We start from the raw sequence: 18,083 nt of genomic DNA on the forward strand, positions 1-18,083 counted from the left end.
AACCGCCGGAAGAAGCAGGCACAAGAGCAGGTCGGACGGCGTCGGGGCCGCGCAACGTTGGTGAGCCGCTGCAGCAATTGACGTACCCGGCCGACCATTCGAGGTTAGTGGACCTGTTGCGCCATAACTGCCCGCCATCCGTCTCCTAGACTCATCATTGGGGAGGGCCTGTGCCACGACTGCGTCGGCATGTCCGCGGGCAAAGTTTCTACGTTTCGGGACATGTTCCCGGCGTAGGATACTCTACATGGCAAATCGGGGCCGAGGGCCTTGGCTATCTCGCCTCGCTTGGCATCACCGGGGACGGCGACCGGGTTTCACTTCATAACCTGCGTAGCCTCCTGGATCGGCAGCTGATCTGGACCAGCCGCGAGGGCCCCGGGGGCGAGGGCAAGCCGTCTCCCGATCCGATCCTAGACCGTCTCGTGTCCGCGCTTGAGGACTGGGCCGGCGGCGGCGGAGGCCTCCGACAGCTTGCCGAAGTGGTGAGAATCGGCGGGAACAATCATCTCGATCGCTGCTTCTCCAACACACTGCTCGACTGGCTCGCGGGGATTGCGCCAGGCGGCTCACTTCTCGAACTCCTCGGTCTCACGGAGGCCGCATTCGCGGACCTCGCTGCCAGGCGGTACGCTGAGCTGGACGGGGAGCCTCTCTTCGGCCGACTCGCGCAGCGGGGGTCGATCCTGGTCCCCTGGCGGCTGGCCGCGATCGTGGGCCTAGTCGCTCGCCAGTTGCGGAGCAGTCGCGAGTTGCCAGAGGAGTGGCAAGCCCAGCCCGTCCTCAGCTACGTCTTCGCACGGCTCATCGGACGAGACGGGCCATCCCATTTGCCGTCCGGAGCGCGGACCGTCTCGCGGCGGTCGCCGTTCATTACCTGGGACGTTGATCTCCAGCAAGTTGTGGCGGTGCTGCCAGCGCAGCATCTGGCCGCTGGGACCACTGGCTTGACCTGGCAGGTGAACGGAACCGACCCGATCCGGCCTCTTGTCGGGGATGATCCGGGGACGCTTGCCATTCAAGAGAGCACCTCGGGGCCGCTCAGGCCCAGCGAGGTATACGAGGTCCGGATAAAGTTTTTGGGCGATCCGGCGCGAGTCTCCGAGCGCTGGGTTGAGACCCTCATGACCGGTCTGATTCCCTTCGTCCTTTTCCACCCTGACGGGACCTTGGCCGACCTGGGCCGACCTGAGCCGCTGCTTGCCGGGGAGTACCTCGCGCTGGTCCCGCCGGGTGCCGAGTCGGTGGTCAGGGAGAGGTGTGGTCTGGTGGCGCTCGAGCAATTCCCGCTCGCCCCAATCTGTTGGCCGAAGTGGACCGGGTGGAGGGTTCGGATCGAGCCGGGCGTGGACCTCGAGCCCTATCTCTTCGCCGAACCCGGCCACTCGATCGCCTGGGAGTTGGAGAGCCCGCCCGAGCCGCCCGTAACCTGGCTGGACGCCCTCCCGGTCTGGCTGGGACGAATGCCGCGGGTCTTGCTGAGCGATCCATGTTCCTTCATCGGGGCGGTTCTCGAGGTAAGTGCCGAGTCCAAGGGAGAACTCCAACCGTCCTCCCGAGAGCTTGTCATCGGGACGGACATCCCGCTCTCCACCGCGTCGGGCCGCGCAGCAGTCGACCTGGATTCCGCGACTGGACTCTCGAACGTCTACGGTCGGATACGGCTCACTTGCCGACCGCCCGTGCTGCTCGATGAGCCGCCGCTGGCCCTCGGATTCGTCCGTTTGCCCGAAATCCAGCTCCGCTACGTTCCTGACCCCGACAGGCCCACATCCGCGATCGGAGTGCGGCTGCAAGCCGGAGGCCCAGGGGTCGTGGCAGGGCCGGACACCCGCATCGTGGTCGATCCGGACGACCCAGGGGCAGTTATGTTGCGACCAGCCAACCCGGAGTCCTCGCCTGCGGTAACCGCCTGCCTGCTCGATGGCCGGGGCGAGGTCCGGGTGCGGGTTCCGGTCACGCGGGCGGCGCTCGCGACGGCTGCCGACGGGTTTCTCGGCTGGCGGGTGTTGCCATTCGACGAGCTTGATCTGAGCTCAATTGGTCTCGAGGATCGGCTGATCCTCGAATTCCACCGGGAGCCGCCCACTGAGCGCGGCCGGCTCGTGAGCCGGATTCGCGAGCATGCAGAATTGTTCGTCGGCGACCGAAGCGACGGGGGCGGCCGGGCATCCCTCTTCGAGATCGACCTGCACCGCTGGCGAGATGGCTTCGGTCCTCGGGCGAATGGGACCCTGCAGATCCGGGGCGCGTCGGGATGGATCGACGTGGCCAGCCTCCAGACGATGCTTCCGCAGGAGCCTTCCGAGTCCCGACCGACAACACGGGCTTGGTGGCAACAATGGGTCGACGAGCTGGATCGGTCGATCGCGGATGGCGACGTTGCCGCTGTTGAAGGGATGGTCCGCCGATGCGTGGACCATTCCGCCTGGGAAGCCCAGTCGGACGCCGCGGCTGACCTGCTCCCGGTGGCGGTCGCACGAGCCACCTTAGCAACCCTGGCTGGCCCCGACGCGTTTGCTCGCGCCCGCGCGGCCCTGGCTCCCCTCGTTAACCGCCCCGATCTGCCCGAGGCACGCATCATGGACCTGGCCCTCGCATTCCGGCCCGGCCTTGGGACCCGCGGGGACGACCACTGGCTTCATGATGACCTGGAGAGGCTGATGGCCGAACTCCCCGATGGGAGGGACCGCGACCTCCTGCTGGCTGAGGCCTACTATCGTTACGCCTGCGCGGCAAGTCGACCCTCCCCGGCCTACTGGGATTCCTGCCTCGAGCTTTGTGATCGATTCCTGCGGAGGCCGGGAACGAAGCACGCCTCGTCGATCGCCGATGCAGTTTTGATCCGAGAATTCGCCCGCCTGATGAGGTATGATCTTCAGTCCTCGGTGGACGAGCCCCGGGAGGATGTCCTCCTTTCGCACGCGCCCTGGGTCCAGGTGGCCTGGTTCGCGATCCGATACGTGCGCGAGCCCCGTCCCCGGCCTAGGGCGTACCCCGACCTACCGCTCCTACTCGACAGGGCTCCGACCGTGCTGCGAACCGAGGACGCCGAGTACCTTCGAGCGATCGTGGATCACGCGCGCGGGGCGTTGCTGGACGAGTTCCGAACGCCCCGGGTCGGGGTACCGTTCGCCGGACTGCTCCAGGCTCGGGCTGCCCTGTTTGCCGGCGATTGGGGCACCGCCCGCCGCCAGTACGACTGGCTTCTGGAGCAGTCCCGTACCCATGGGCCGTACGAGTTATTGGATCTAATCGCCGAGGAACGCCCTCCCGGGTAGGGATACCATCGAACATCGGAGACGGGTTAATGAGAGTTGATGAGGATTGGAAGAGGTTCAAAGAGCTCGTGAAGGTCGAATCGCCGACAATGGAGCAAGGCGATGAGATGCGTGACCTGATCTTTGGCCTCTTGTGCACACCTCTAGGACGCGAACGAATCGAGGCCGGCCTGGGCGAGCCTCTGGATGGGAAGGTGAGGGCGATTAGCAAACTGGCCAGCGCCCTGGAGAAGCGTCACGCGGAGGCCGGACTCTCCCGCGACGATCGGGTCAGATTGCTCGAACGACTCTCGGTCGCCAGCTTCCCGCACAAGGAGAAGGCACCCTACTGGACGATACTCTGGTTAAGGCACGAGGCTGGTGATCCGGCCATCGGAAGGGCGATCGCTGAGGCCATATTCAGGGGTCCCAAAGGTGCAGGGAAGAATCAATCCCCCGTTTCCCGCCTGGGCCAACTTGAATCCTGGAAGAGAACCCCCCAACGGCGGCGTGCCGATTTGCTCGAAGTGGCTCTCAAGACAGAGTCCCGTCCCGACCTCCAGTGGCAACTGCAGGATGCCCTCCGATCGTGTCAGTCTCCTCCACGGCCCACCGAGGTGCAACCCGGATCAAAACCGGCCGTGGCGGTCCCCATCGTCCCGCCCCGGGTCGGCCCCGGACCGGCTCAGTCTACTCCCCCGGAGCGACAATCCGGAGAACTCGCCAAGGTACAGGCCCAAACGGCCATCCGGCCCGAGGAATCACCTTCGTCGTCCCCGCCGGTCACCCCCGATTCGACGGCCGCATCTCGGCCTCCCTCATCGGAATCGACGGCGTCGCTGGCTCCGTTCGCAGCCGCGGTGGAGCCAGTTCCGGTGGCTCATGATCCCCGGCAACTGGTAGACCGGCCAGCAGCGGTCGGCGGGGAGGAACAGCCAGCCGGCGGCGGAGATCAGTCCTCGGCGGTCGAAGACAGGTTGAAAATCGACACCGTTAGGGACGGGAAGAGCCCGGGGCCGACAGAGTCGCGGAGGAAAACCCGACCACCCCGACCGCCCGCGGCCGAGCAACCGAGCCCACCGGGCGATGGAAGTGATTCGGTAGGCCAGGCAATTGCCCTCTTTGCGGAGTATCTGCCTCGGTTCGAGACGCATCTCTCGGCGATTGTCCGGGAGGTCAGGGACCTGGGTCGCCGTCTCTCGTCCGTCGAGGAACGGGACGTCGAGATCGCCTCAGTCCGGGACGAACTCCGCCGAGTTCAAGAGACACTCCGCGAGCGCCACAAGGTCCGCGATGAAGACCTCCGCGAGCGAGAAAGCCTGAAGGCGGCGAATGAGGAGGCGGCCGCCCGGATCCGGGCGGCCGAGGAAATGGCCAGAGCGGCCGAGGCCCGAGCTGACCAGCACATCCACCTGGCGAACCGTGACCGCGAGAATTCCATCCAGAACTATCTCGCGAACCTCCGTCCGGTTCTGCGCCGTCTCCTCATCGATATTGGCGACCAGCCCCAGGACGATGGCGCGGCTCCGCAGACCGAGACTGAGGGAATCCTCTGGCAGCGGCTGCGCGAGATCAAGCAGGCTCTGCGAGACCAAGGTGTGTTGCTCGACTGAAACTCGGGGAACAACGCTGTTCTATAAGCTAAGTTTAAGCTTCGCAGAGTTAACTAAGTCTAAGTATGCGGGGGACCACGATGCCGAACGCCTTTGGAATCGACTTCGGGACGACGAATACTCGGGTCGCCTACTGCGACGGCGAACAGGTCAAGATGGTCCCCTTTCATTCTCGCGAGCATGGAAACACGTACCAGATCCCGACCGCGATCGCCTACCACCGAGGCACACCGGTGGCGACCGGCTTCGAGGCCCTGATGCCCCCTCGGGGCTCCTTGTTCCCCGAGCCGCTCAAGTGGATTCTTGGCCAGGAAGAGCCGGTCGAAGCGGACGGCGAGTCCCGCGACCGGGTCGACATCGTGGCAGATTTCCTCTTGCGGCTTCGGGAGCGGGTCGCTGACAGCCTGCCGAACGCCCCGCTCGAACGAGCTGCGGTCACAATCCCAGTTCATTATCCGCCCCGGGCGAGGGAGCAGCTCGACCGGGCATTTCGCAAGGCCGGGATCGAGGTCTCCCACTTCTTCTTCGAGCCGATCGCGGCCATCTACGCGGGGCTGATCGGCGAACCGGCCTCCGGCGTCACGGCGGTCTTCGACTGGGGCGGCGGCAGCCTCGATATAGCCACGGTGCAGATCCGCGATGGGATCGCCCTGACCCGACAGATCGATGGCTGGCATCGGGGAGGCAGCCACTTCGACCGGCTCGTCGCCCAGCAGACTGTCAATGATTTCCTCGCACGCAATCCCTCCATCGAAGGATTTCCCACCGATACCATCCTCGACCGGATGAAGGTAGGCCGCGACCTTCGGCTGAGGGTCGAGGCGGCGAAGATCCAGCTCAGCCGGCACCCCGAGGCGTCGGTCACCTTCCTCACTTTCCTTCAAGGCGCAAACATCAACTACAGACTCCGACGCGACGAATTTGACGAACTGATCGCCCCCGACGTGAGGAGCGCCATCGCCCGCTTGGAGCGTGCCCTGCGCGCCAGCGGGGTGACACATACGACGCTGGCCCGCCTCTTTCTCTCGGGCGGCACGTGCAATATACCAGCGATCAAGAACCGACTCGCGACCGACATCGCCGGTCACAAGCTCGTCGGCAGCCTGCGGCTCCCCGCGCGGATGAAGGACAGCCACGCCCTCGGTGGCCTCGATGACATCGGCAACGCAACGGCGGTCGGTGCCGCCCTGCTCGCCGTCCACGGCTCCGAACCGGTCTTCGCCAGTGCCATCGGAGTCCGACTCTCCGGCGAGCAGGAGAGTTTCCACCCCATCTTCCGCGAAGGTGAGCGGCTCGATTTCCGGCCGAAGATGGAGCGATTCTTCGTCACGGACGCCCGAGCCGGAGTCGCGAGGCTTCTGGTATGCGACCAGGACGACCCGGTCATCCAACCGAGCGGTCGGCTCTTACGCGTGATTACCGTGCCTATCGAGACCGACGAAAACTGGATCGAGGCCCGCTTTACGCTCGATCGTCACCTAGCCCTAAAAGTTGATGCCGCAGGCCAGCAGAATATCAAGAGAGATACGTTTGGCAGAATCTCGTCCTGGCCATCTGAGCCTGCCTGGGTTCAGTCGCTGAACCTGGGCTTTAGGATCCCCGACTTCACCATAGAGCGGGTCCTTACCCGTTGACCAGCCCGGCGCCTAGGATTTAGGGGACGTACCATGGGCCTGCTCGGCAATCTCAGAGTCGCATCAAACTTGCTTTCGGAAAAAGACTGCCAAACAAACTTATATCAATGTTCAGCCCATGAGATCGGAGACGTATGGCGAAGGAACCCGATGCTCCGGGATCCGGGCAGGCTCAACCCCGATCAACGAAAATATTATGAGCGACGGTCGCTCTTCGGCACTCGACGGGTAGAGATGGACGCTACTCGCCAAGAGGCCTTAGTAAGAGGCTTGTCAGCTCAGATGGACCAGGCCATCGGACTGATGGAGGAGCGGCCTGTGCTCGAGGATGCGCTGGAACTGCTCATCGCGGCACGATGGGCAAGCCGGCAGGCGGCGGATGGCGGAATGGCTTCTCGTGCCGTCTCTTGGGAAGTCCGGCTCAGTACCTTGCTCGCTCGCGATGAGTTCGGGCTCACTCCCGACTTGCTCTCGGAACGACTGGCGCAGCTACTGGGTGAGCCGCCCCCGAAGCCAGCAGTCGAGCCGGCCCCGAGGCTCGCTGACACGCCGGCAGGGCTGCCTCCCGCCGTTTCCGCCCACGACAAAAGCTCGGTGGAGCATCCGATTGGCGACGGGTTACCGCACCGGAACGGCTCAGCCTCCCCGGAAACGATACTGACGGTAATCGCCCCCGCCGCTCTTCCGGAGGGCCCGATCGTCCGGCATGATGTCGCCACCATCCACCAAGTCAACCCGGCGGTAACCGTGGTTGCCAGCGAAGGACCACCGCTGCAAGGCTCCGATGATGCGGATCTTGAGCTGATCATCAAGAGTTGGCCGAAGTTACCGACGCACGTGAAAGCGACCATCGGCATGCTGGTTGGTGCCGCGGAGCTGGCGCGGCCCGGCGGGGAGAGATAGCCGTGCCGATCAACCCGATCCAGATCGCCCGCGAGATCGAATCGACATTCTGCCGTTACCTGCGGACGACATTCCAGTTTCCCGACGACCATGCCGACTTATGCGAACGTTTCGCGGCAGCCCTGGCCGAACCTGCTCGTCTTTTCCGAGGTCCCTACTTGCACGGTCTGGCGCCTTACCTGCGCGACGCCAGCGTCCTCGAACTGATCCAGAGAGGCGTCCTGCCCGAAGCATTGAGATCACTCCCCTTGCTCTCGCCGCCGGACCGTCCGCTCTACCGCCACCAGGTCGCCGCGATCGAGCGACTCCGATCCGGGCGGAACGTGATCGTCTCCAGCGGCACGGGCAGCGGCAAGACGCTTACCTTCCTGACTCCGATCCTCGCGAAGATCCTTGAAGACCCGAGCCCAGGGATTCACGCCCTGCTGCTCTACCCAATGAACGCCCTGGTCAACGACCAGCTCAAGACCCTGCGGCGGGTCCTACGCGAGATCCCGGCGGTCCGATTTGGGCGCTACATCAATATCCAGGTCACGCCACGTACCGAGCGCGAGGGACGCGCTCTGCACCCGGACGCCCCGGCCAATGAGGTCGTTTCGCGCGAGAGCTTCCGTGACAACCCGCCCCACCTGCTGATCACCAACTACGCGATGCTGGAGTACTTGTTGCTACGGGCAGACGACAGTCCGCTATTCCACGGCCCCTGGCGGTTCGTGGTGGTCGACGAGGCCCACACGTACGGCGGGACGAAGGGGAGCGAGGTGGCGATGCTGCTCCGCCGCCTGGTCGCACGGGTCAAGGCCGAGGGACAGACCCCACCCCAATGTATCGCGACCAGCGCCACGCTTGGCGCGGCCGACCCGGTTCGGAGGAGGGAAGTCCTCGAATTCGCCCGGTCCTTGTTCAACGTACCCTTCGAGGAGGGCTCCGGGGACGACCCGGGCGACCTGATCGTCGCCGAGAAGCAGCACGCGCCGGCCGAAGGGGGCTGCGAGCCGGAACCGTCGATCTACACCCATCCGGCCGTTGAACGTGCTTGCCAACCGGGGGCGTCCTGGAACGAGGAGCTGTCCGAGACGCTTAAACAAGCCGGGTTCCCGGCCGATCGGGTCGACGCAGCGGCGCTCGCCGGACAGTCCTCGGTCGAAGAGGGGCTTTATGAAACCTTCCGCCACGACGTGCGGACGCTCCGGCTCCGGGAGGCGGCCGACGACCCCCATGACCTGCCTTCGGCGGCACAGAAGGTCCTTGGCCGTCACGATGAAGTGGCCATCAGTCAGCTCTGCGGATTGGTCCGCGTCAGCAGCCTCGCCCGGGTTCCCGGCGGCGATGCCCGGCTCGTGCCTTGCCGCTATCACTTTTTCGTCCGCGGCCTGAACCGAGGCTACGTCGCGCTCGTTCCCGGCGCCGATCGGGCCGAACCGCTCCTCTTCCTCGAGCCGACCCGCGAAACGGATGAGGGCCTCCGGACGTTGGAGTTGAGGGTCTGCCGCAAATGCGGGCAGCCCTATTTGTACGGGGTCGCTAACAGTGGCGAGGGGGGGATGACCCTCGCCCCCGCGGCCGATCCCTTCGGCGATCCGCCGCAAGCCCTCTGGCTGACCTGGACTCGGCCCGACCGTCGTTCTGACGACGAGTGCGAAGAGGGAGAGGAAGAGGAGGCACGGTATCCGATCCGTGCCTTCCACACGCGGACGGGCGCCTACCGCGATCTGGGCAACGGCGTGCTGCAAGTCGATGAGGTCCGCCTCTGGGAAGTTTCTCAACAGGGGAGCTTGAAGACCTGCGTCACCTGCGGCGGCCGCCAGGTGGTCACCCGCCTCCAGGCCGACTCCGAGGCGGCACAAGCGGTTATCGCCGACGCCTTCTATCGCTGCCTGCCCGAGGCGAGCAGCCCTCCGGCACGACCCGAGGCGCTGGAATATCCCGGCCGCGGACGGAAGTTGCTCGCCTTTGCCGACTCTCGGCAGTCGGCGGCCTACTTCGCCCCCTACCTGCAAAACACGAGCGATGAGCGGGTCATGCGGTGGCTGATCTATAGGGCGTGCGACCGCGCCGCGAGCCGTCTGGACGGCGAAGTAGATGCAAATACGTTGCTCTCCCAGATGGTTCGGATCGGCGATGAGCAGGGGGTCTTCCCGCTTGCGATGAACCGAGGACAGCAGCAGGAACGGTGTGCCCGCGCTTTGGTGGCCGAATTCTGCCTGCCGTTCGGCCGGCGGCAATCACTCGAGGCCCTGGCGCTGATCGCCTGCGGCGTTGATCTTCGGCGTGCCTGGGTCCCGCCGGGCGAGCTGGGTCGTTGGCTCGATATTGCGGAGCAAGAGACAGTCGCGGAGGTGCTTCTAACGACACTTCGCCAGGTCAAGGCGGTCGAGTTGCCGGATCCACTGACTCCCAACGACCCGGCCTTCGGTTACCAGACCGGGCCGGACGCCTTCATCGCCCGCGGCAGCGAGACGAGCATAAATAAGTCCAGATTGCACGGCTTTGGGCCCGAGCGGGCGCCCCACCTTCAACGCCGCTCCGCCTACCTTGGGCGTGTCCTTGCGGAGGCGGCGAAGGCCCGGGGCGTGAAGGCGCCAACCGGCCCTGAAGTGGTCACGCTGCTCGATCGAATCTGGACGGCCCTGACGTCCTCGGCCCGGCCCGTGTTGGCTCGAGTCCAGGTCGCGCCGGGCACCGTTGGGCACCAGCTTCGTTGGGAGGCCCTGACCTTTCGCCCCCGCGGGAATTGGTACGTCTGCAACCATTGCCGCCAATGGTCGGCGTTGAATGCCCTGGGAATCTGCCCGAGTTTCCGCTGCACCGGGCGGCTCGAACAGGCCGGTCCCGACCTGGCGCTGGCGGACCATCACTACCGGCGAGCGTACTACCTGCCGGACGAAGGCCCGTTGCCCCTGGTTGCCAAAGAACATACCGCACAACTGTCGCCGAAGCTGGCCACCGAATACCAGGTCGCCTTTCAAGACGGGCACTTTCCGGATGTCGGCCAGATCAACGTGCTGAGCAGTTCGACGACGTTCGAGTTAGGTGTCGACCTGGGCGACCTGGAGGCGGTCTACTTGCGCAACGTCCCGCCCTCACCGGCCAACTACCAGCAGCGGGCCGGTCGGGCCGGCCGGGGTATCGGAAGCGCGGCCTTCTCGGTCACATTCGCGATGACGCGGTCGCACGACGAGCACTACTACGCCAACCCGCCCCAACTGATCGACGGTCTAATCCGGTCCCCTCGCATCGAGCTGCGCAATGAGACGCTCGCCCTGCGACATGTTAGCGCCGTGCTCCTCGCCGACTTCGTCCGCAACTGGGCGCGGTCCCGCGACCAGGTGCTCCAGAAGATCGGTCAGATCTTGCCCGAGGCGCAGGCCTTGGAAGTGCCAGCCGACGCGTTCCTCGATCAGATGGCGGACCTCCTCGCCGGCAACACGCGGGCTGTGGAGCTGCTCTGGCCATGGGGTGCGTCGGAATCAAGCCGGCGCGATCTGGCCGCTCGGATCACCGAAGCCTTCGCCCGGGCTCGAGAGCACTATGCCAACGAAATGGCGATGTACCTCCAGGCCATCGAGGCGCTCGATACGGACCGCAAGACCGCTGAAGTGACCGGGGAACACGAACGGGCACGTCGGCTCTACAACTTCGGGGCAATGCTACGTCAGCGGCTCGAGGCTTTCCGGGACAAGGACTGGGTTACTTACTACAGCGACCGGAGCGTGCTTCCCAGCTATGCATTCCCCATCTACAACGTGGCGTTGGAAACGCCGGATCGGGACCTGAAGCTCGAACGCGACCTGCGACTGGCCCTCACGGAGTACGTGCCCGGGGCCTCGATCGTCGCGAAGGGCCGGCTATGGCGGAGCATCGGGATTCGCAAGCCCTGGCAGAAACCTCTCGAGGAAAAGTGGTATGCCCGCTGCCCGACGTGCTGGCACGTGATGCGACACCTCGACCCCAATCAGGTCTTCCCGGACGACGTCTGCCCGGTCTGCCATCACGACGGTGGCCGTCCGGTCCGACGCAAGTATCGCTACCTCGTCCCCGAGTACGGGTTCACCACCGACCTGACCACGGCGGGCGAAAGCCTCGTCTTCGACCGTCCCCAGCGCATCCTTGCGTCCCGGGTGTTGTTCGTGCCCCAACAGCAGCAGGACGACCCGGTCCGCGCCTACCTCGGCGACGGCCCGCTGCGCGTCGAGGTGAGGTCGACCGAGCGTGCAGACTTCTTCGTCTTCAATTCCGGCGACGAGCCCGACGGCATGGGCTTCCGTCTGTGCCGTCTCTGCGGCCGGCGAGTCGAGGTCGAGCCAGTCGGTCGAGGCAAGCAACGCCGCGAGCGGGTCAAGACGCACCGGACGCCCTACGGCAAGGATTGTCCCGGCGAGCAGTACGACCGAGTCCACCTCGGCCACGAGTTCATCAGCTCCGCGGCCCGGCTCTCATTAACGGGCACCAACCACCCGTATACTGACCAGCCGTTCTGGCTGAGCGTACTTTACGCGGTCCTGGGAGGAATGGCCGAGGCCCTCGGGATCGACGCGGCCGACATCAACGGCGTGATCCGCCCGATTGAGATGGGCGGGAACATCGGTCAGGAACTGGTCATCTTTGATGACGTTCCCGGCGGGGCCGGGCACAGCCTCCGGCTGGAGGGAGCCGACGAACTCCGGCGTGCGCTCGAGGCAGCTCGCGCCCGGGTCACGAACTGCACCTGCGGCGAGACCGCTTCGTGCTACGCCTGCCTTCGCAGCTACCGGAACCAGTTCTGTCACGAATCCCTCACGCGGGGGCCGGTCGCTGACTACCTGGGTACCCTGCTCGACGGCCTGACAACTCACTCGGACGATGATCTGCCTTACCTCCTGCCGGACCGGTCAAGTGCCATCCGATCAGCCATCCGCAACGCGACACGGCTGGACCTCATCGTCCACCGCCTCGACTCGACTGGGCCTCCCGAGGTCGGCCCCTGGTACCTCCAACTGCTTCACGCGGCGTCGCGGGCGGGCAGCCGCGTTCGGATTGCGGTCCGCAACCCCGGCCAAGAGGAAGGCCGTGACGGCATCGCCGCGCACCTTGTGGCGCTCACCCAGGCGGGCGTAGAACTCTACCTGGCCGATCCCTCCGCCCCGTCCGCCGACTACAGTCTTCTCGCCCTCGGGCCCGAGGGCGAGCCCTCCACCCGTTCGGTCGGACTGCGCTGGGGCGAGTCGCTCGACAATCCACCACTCGACGGACAGACGCACCGGATGCCGCTCTGGTCGAACCGATTCCGGTCACGTCTAGCCACGGCCCGCGATGCTTCCGACGCATGGTTCGCGGCGCACTCGAGGCCCCTAAACCCGGCGGAACTTCTCCGTTCCCATCCTGGCTGTCGCGTCCACCCCATCGCCAAGGGCGAGCCGGTCGACCTTCTGGCAATCTTCGGTGCGTTGCCCGGTCGCATCGAACGATGCCGGATGCAGGATCCCTACCTGCTCACCAGCCACCAGTTGGACGGTTTCGGGGCATTCCTCGCCTCCGTGCGTTGGCAACCTGCCGGCGAATCGATCCCCTCCACCTAACGACGCAACTCGCTGACAACGATCCCCGAAAGCGAGAACAACTCAGGCCCGATCGCCAGAAAGCCGGGCTTGAAGCCCTCGCCGCTCAGCACCCTTTCCTCCGATTCGAGCTACACCGCAAGCACCCAAAGTACAGTCCTATTCATATGCGGTTTATCCATTTTCTTCTAGACAACAGGGGGAGCCGGCTCTTCGTCCTAGAGCGTGGCCTCGACATCACCGATCCAAAGACCGGGTTTGCCCGCAATGATACCTACATCCTGGAGTTTTCGGAATCACCGTCCGAGTTGTCCGACGTGATGAACCTCTTCGCGGAGTAATCTTGCGAGATGTTGTGTCGGCGGGCTCACTCTCCCGATTGAGGCCGTAGAGTTAAAAGATATCCCCGGTTGCTATGAAGAGTGCCCATGGCGTGCACTGGGGCCGCAAAACTTTTCAATTATTCAACATCTAAACATCACAAACGATTTTACGATAATGGCAGACGGTGTCAATCTTCGAAGACCGACATCAAGGGCTGCCGGTAGTTTGCCCAGTTGCTCCAGCACGGCCTGATGCGGAGCGGTTTCGTACCGCCGAAGCCGATCCGCGCGTGGCAGTGGTCATGCAATCCAGGCCCTGATCGCTGGCCAAGAGGATTCGGACGAACTGGCTGAGCTGGCCCGCGGGCGGTTGCGGCGGAATTTGCCCGCAATGTAGATGGCGTTGCAAGGGCAACACAAAAAGCCTCACCGCTTTACGTTGCAGATGCTGATGAGCCAACTGGACTCCCAGGAAGATCCGATGGGGATTTCCTGTGAACGGGTTGAGGCTGTGATCCCCCCCTTTCGCCGCGACGAAGGTTCGTTTGGCGACGAACCCGGGGAGTGGACCACCGGACGGCGGAGAGCCTCATCGCCGAGATCAGGACGGCCCCAGAGCGATTCTCGACGGCGGATCGCCTGGCTTAGTGGGGAGGGATGAGCCTGGATAATGATCAGAGCGCCGGCAAACGGCGAAATGGCCGGACGACCAAAGAGGACCGTTGGCTACGACACACGTTTACCCAAGTAGCATAGGCCGTGAGCCACGCCAAGGCGACCTACCTGGCGGCGCGACGAGAATCGAGCGACCGTGGAGTTGGGCCATACTCTCTTGACCATCGTCTACTACATAGTGAAACGACAGCCGACCTATGTCGAATGCTGGGGAGGCTCCGTGGCGGTCTTCGCCCAGGAGTGGCTAACTCGTCAACTCGTTAAGCGGCTGGAGAGGCTGGGATAATAAGTCACTCTCGAACCCCAGCAGGATACCGCAGGACCAGAATCTCATGGCAGTCGAGTTTCCACTAACGCCCCCCTTGGAAGGCGCGGGTGCCACGACAGGCGTCTTTCCCAAAATCATCGATTTGGGGTACAAACGGTTCTCTGTGAGGAAGGGCCAAGCAGAAGCCCTTCTGCAACGGCGTACGCGGCCGATCCGATCGGTTTCGCGATGGCCTCGATGGAATCCGCAAACTTGACTTGCAGGAAAATCGGAACTGGGCGAGAGCGAAAGCCAAAACCTGACCGGATCGAATCCCCGGATCACGGCAACATCACGCGGAACGAAGTTCAACGCATGGCCATCTGATACTGCCCTCAGGACGCCGATGATCAACAAGCAACCCGTAATCGCCCTCGCCCCCGGCCGCCGCTCCGGAACCAGTCTCTTCATTGGCGTGGCCGCCGTTCTGCTCGTGTTCGTGATCAGCGGGCTCGTCTCGTACTTTAACACCCGCACCCTTAACCAGGACGCCCGGCAGGTCACCCATACTCACGAGGTCCTTTCGGCCCTGGGCGACCTCCTCTCGCTCATGAAGGACGCGGAGACCGGGCAACGGGGCTACTTGATCACCGGCGACGAGAAATATCTCGAACCTTATTTCAATGCCCTCGCTCGCATCGATCAGCGGATGGGTGAGTTCGGGAGGCTGGTCCACGATAAACCGGACCAACTGGCCCACATCTCTGCGTTGAAGGACAACATCGGCATCAAGCTGCGAGAGCTTGCAAGGACCGTCGAGATCCGCCGAGTCGACGGATTTGACGCCGCCCAGGCCATGATGAGGACTGACAGCGGGAAAGTCGCGATGGACGCTCTCAGGACCTTGATTCAGTCAATGCAGGAGAAAGAACGAGCGGAGCGTGCTTCACGGATCGCCGAGATGGAGTACGCCTACCGTGTGGCCGTCGGCGGCGGGATTCTGACCGGGATTCTCGGGACCCTGCTTTCGGTCGCGGTCGGCACGCTCTTATGGCAAGCCATGATCACCCGACAACGGCAGGATTGGCTCCAGTCAGGGCAGATCGGACTCTCCGAGGCGATGACCGGCGAGCAACGGCTCGAGCAGCTCGGCGAGAACGTACTGCGATTCCTGGCGAATTATCTCGATGCCCCCGCCGGGGCCTTCTTTGCCAATACCGACGACGGCTTTCGTCGCGTCGCCACGTACGGCGTGCCTGCCCTGGACGGAACGCCGGAACGATTTGGGCCGAGCGACGGCCTCCTCGGACAAGCGGTCAAGGACGGCCGGGCCCTCCTCGTCCGCAACGTTCCCGACGGATACCTGACCTTCGGCTCGGCACTCGGCCGCGGCAAGCCTCGGCACCTCGTCATCGCCCCCTTGACTGCGGATGACGCGGTGAAAGGGGTTCTCGAACTCGGCTTCGTCCATCCCCTCAATGATCTCACGATCAAGTTCCTCGACACCGTTTCCGCGTTCGTCGGCGTCGCCGTCAAGTCGGCCGACTACCGCACCCACCTGCAAAACCTCCTGGAGGAGACGCAACGGCAGGCCGAGGAATTGCAAGCTCAGGGCGAAGAGCTCCGGGTCTCGAACGAAGAACTTGAGGAGCAGGGGCGGGCGCTCAAGGAGTCACAAACGCGCCTCGAGCAGCAGCAAGCCGAACTCGAGCAAACGAACGTTCAACTCGAGGAGCAGACCGCGCTTCTCGAGTCGCAGCGGGACGACCTCCTGCGAACCAAGGAAGCGTTGCAGCTCCAGGCTCGAGGGCTGGAACAGGCAAGCCAGTACAAGTCCGACTTCCTGGCCAACATGTCGCACGAGCTCCGCACCCCCCTGAATTCCTCGCTCATCCTCGCCAAACTCCTCGCCGACAACCCGCAGGGGAACCTGTCGGAAGAGCAGGTGAAGTACGCCGAGACCATTCGGTCGGCCGGCAATGATCTCCTCGTCCTGATCAACGATATCCTCGACCTGTCGAAGATCGAAGCGGGACGCATGGAAGTGCGGCCGGAGCCGGTGCCATTGTCGCAACTCGTGGACGACCTCCGCCGGACCTTCGAGCCGGTCGCCACCCAGAAGGGCCTCGAGTTTCACACCCAGGTGTCGCCGACGTGCCCGGAAACCATCAATACCGACCGCCAACGGCTCGAGCAAATCCTCAAGAACATCCTCTCCAACGCCTTGAAATTCACCGAGGCAGGCGAAGTGGTGCTCAATGTGAGCCGAGCGGTCGACAACCGCATTTCATTCGCCGTGACTGATACCGGCATCGGCATTCCCGAACACCAACACCAGGTGGTATTCGAGGCCTTCCGCCAGGCGGACGGGACGACGAACCGCAAATACGGGGGGACGGGGCTCGGTCTCTCCATCGCCCGCGAGCTGTCGCGACTGCTCGGCGGCGAGATCCAGCTGGCGACCGAATCGGGCCGCGGAAGCACGTTCAAAGTGACGATCCCCGAGCAGTATAGCCCCGCACTCGTACGACCACGCGACATCCCCGCGGACCCGATTCCGCAACCGGCGAACGGAGATCAAGAAGCATCCCCGCCAGACCCTGTTGCCGTGATCCCGCGCAAACGAGCCAAAGCGAACCAGGCGCCATCGCGAACCCGAGAAATCGAAGATGACCGTGAGCGGCTGACCGACGGCCGCCGAGTCATTCTGGCCGTCGAGGACGATGTACGGTTCGCTCGCATTCTCTATGACCTCGCGCACGAGCTCGGCTTCCAGTGCCTGATCGCCACGACCGCCGAGGAGGCGCTCGGGGTGGCGGAGCAATACCTGCCGAATGCCGTGGTGCTCGACATCGGACTCCCCGACTATTCAGGGCTCTCGGTCCTTGACCGCCTCAAGCACGACGCGCGCACGCGACACATCCCGGTGCACGTCGTCTCCGCCGGCGACTACGCCCAGACGGCCCTCTCTCTCGGGGCGGTGGGATACATGCTCAAGCCCGTCAAACGGGAGGAACTGGCGGAGGCCCTCAAGCGGCTCGAGACACGGTTGGCCCAGCGGATGCGCCGCGTTTTGGTGGTCGAGGATGACCCGGTCCAGCTCGATAGCATGAGAAGGCTTCTCGGCTCGCTCGAGGTGGAAACGGTCGGGGCCGGGACCGCCGCCGAGTGCCTGGAACAGCTCAAGGGATCCACATTTGACTGCATGGTGCTTGACCTGTCGCTCCCCGACGCCTCTGGTTACTCCCTCCTCGAAACCCTCAGCCGCGAGGAAGCGTACGCGTTTCCCCCGGTGATCGTCTATACGGGCCGGGATCTCCCGGCCGACGAAGAGCAGCGGCTCCGCCGCTACTCGAATTCGATCATCATCAAAGGGGCGAAGTCGCCCGAGCGGCTGCTCGACGAGGTCACGCTGTTCCTCCACCAGGTCGTGTCGGAGTTGCCGCCCGAGCAGCAGCGGATGCTCGAGCGGGCCCGAAGCCGGGACGCGGCACTCGAGGGCCGCCGGATTCTGGTGGTCGAGGACGACGTGCGCAACGTCTTCGCGCTCACGAGCATTTTTGAGCCCCGGGGGGTGGTCGTGCAAATCGCCAGGAACGGCCGTGAGGCGATCGCGAGCCTGGAAAGTTCCCTCAACGATCCTCAGAAGAAGATCGACCTGGTGCTCATGGACGTGATGATGCCTGAGATGGATGGCCTGATCGCCACCCGCGAAATCCGCAAACGGCTCGAATGGAAGAAGCTGCCCGTCATCATGCTGACGGCCAAGGCGATGAAGGATGACCAGGCACGCTGCCTCGAGGCAGGTGCTACCGATTACATGGCCAAACCCCTCGACGTCGAAAAGCTCCTCTCGCTGGTCAGAGTGTGGATGCCCAGGTAACGAGCAGG

At 64.2% G+C, this 18,083-nt stretch carries 7 protein-coding genes; all 7 read left to right on the top strand.

What is annotated here, in order from left to right:
* The first annotated feature begins 170 nt into the window (after positions 1-170).
* The gene (locus tag V5E97_RS04000) at positions 171-3,281 is read left to right on the top strand and encodes a hypothetical protein (RefSeq protein WP_406697995.1); all 3,111 of its coding nucleotides are present in this window, start codon (positions 171-173) and stop codon (positions 3,279-3,281) included.
* Positions 3,282-3,310: 29 nt separating this feature from the next.
* On the top strand, positions 3,311-4,873 hold the full coding sequence (locus V5E97_RS04005; RefSeq protein WP_406697996.1) for a hypothetical protein: 1,563 nt from the start codon (positions 3,311-3,313) through the stop codon (positions 4,871-4,873).
* An 80-nt stretch (positions 4,874-4,953) separates the two neighbouring features.
* Positions 4,954-6,507 (top strand): Hsp70 family protein, encoded by a 1,554-nt coding sequence (locus V5E97_RS04010; RefSeq protein ID WP_406697997.1) that lies wholly within the window; start codon positions 4,954-4,956, stop codon positions 6,505-6,507.
* A 282-nt stretch (positions 6,508-6,789) separates the two neighbouring features.
* Positions 6,790-7,410, top strand: a complete 621-nt coding sequence (locus V5E97_RS04015; RefSeq protein WP_406697998.1) for a hypothetical protein — start codon at positions 6,790-6,792, stop codon at positions 7,408-7,410.
* Positions 7,411-7,412: 2 nt separating this feature from the next.
* Positions 7,413-12,968, top strand: coding sequence for a DEAD/DEAH box helicase (locus tag V5E97_RS04020; RefSeq protein ID WP_406697999.1), 5,556 nt, complete (start codon positions 7,413-7,415; stop codon positions 12,966-12,968).
* 959 nt (positions 12,969-13,927) lie between these two features.
* Positions 13,928-14,026 carry a hypothetical protein gene (locus tag V5E97_RS04025; protein WP_406698000.1) on the top strand — a complete coding sequence of 33 codons (99 nt, stop codon included), beginning with the start codon at positions 13,928-13,930 and terminating at the stop codon, positions 14,024-14,026.
* A 572-nt stretch (positions 14,027-14,598) separates the two neighbouring features.
* Positions 14,599-18,075 carry a response regulator gene (locus tag V5E97_RS04030; RefSeq protein ID WP_406698001.1) on the top strand — a complete coding sequence of 1,159 codons (3,477 nt, stop codon included), beginning with the start codon at positions 14,599-14,601 and terminating at the stop codon, positions 18,073-18,075.
* Positions 18,076-18,083 lie beyond the last annotated feature (8 nt).

The sequence above is a fragment of the Singulisphaera photorubra genome, assembly GCF_045290345.1.
GTDB lineage: Bacteria > Planctomycetota > Planctomycetia > Isosphaerales > Isosphaeraceae > Singulisphaera.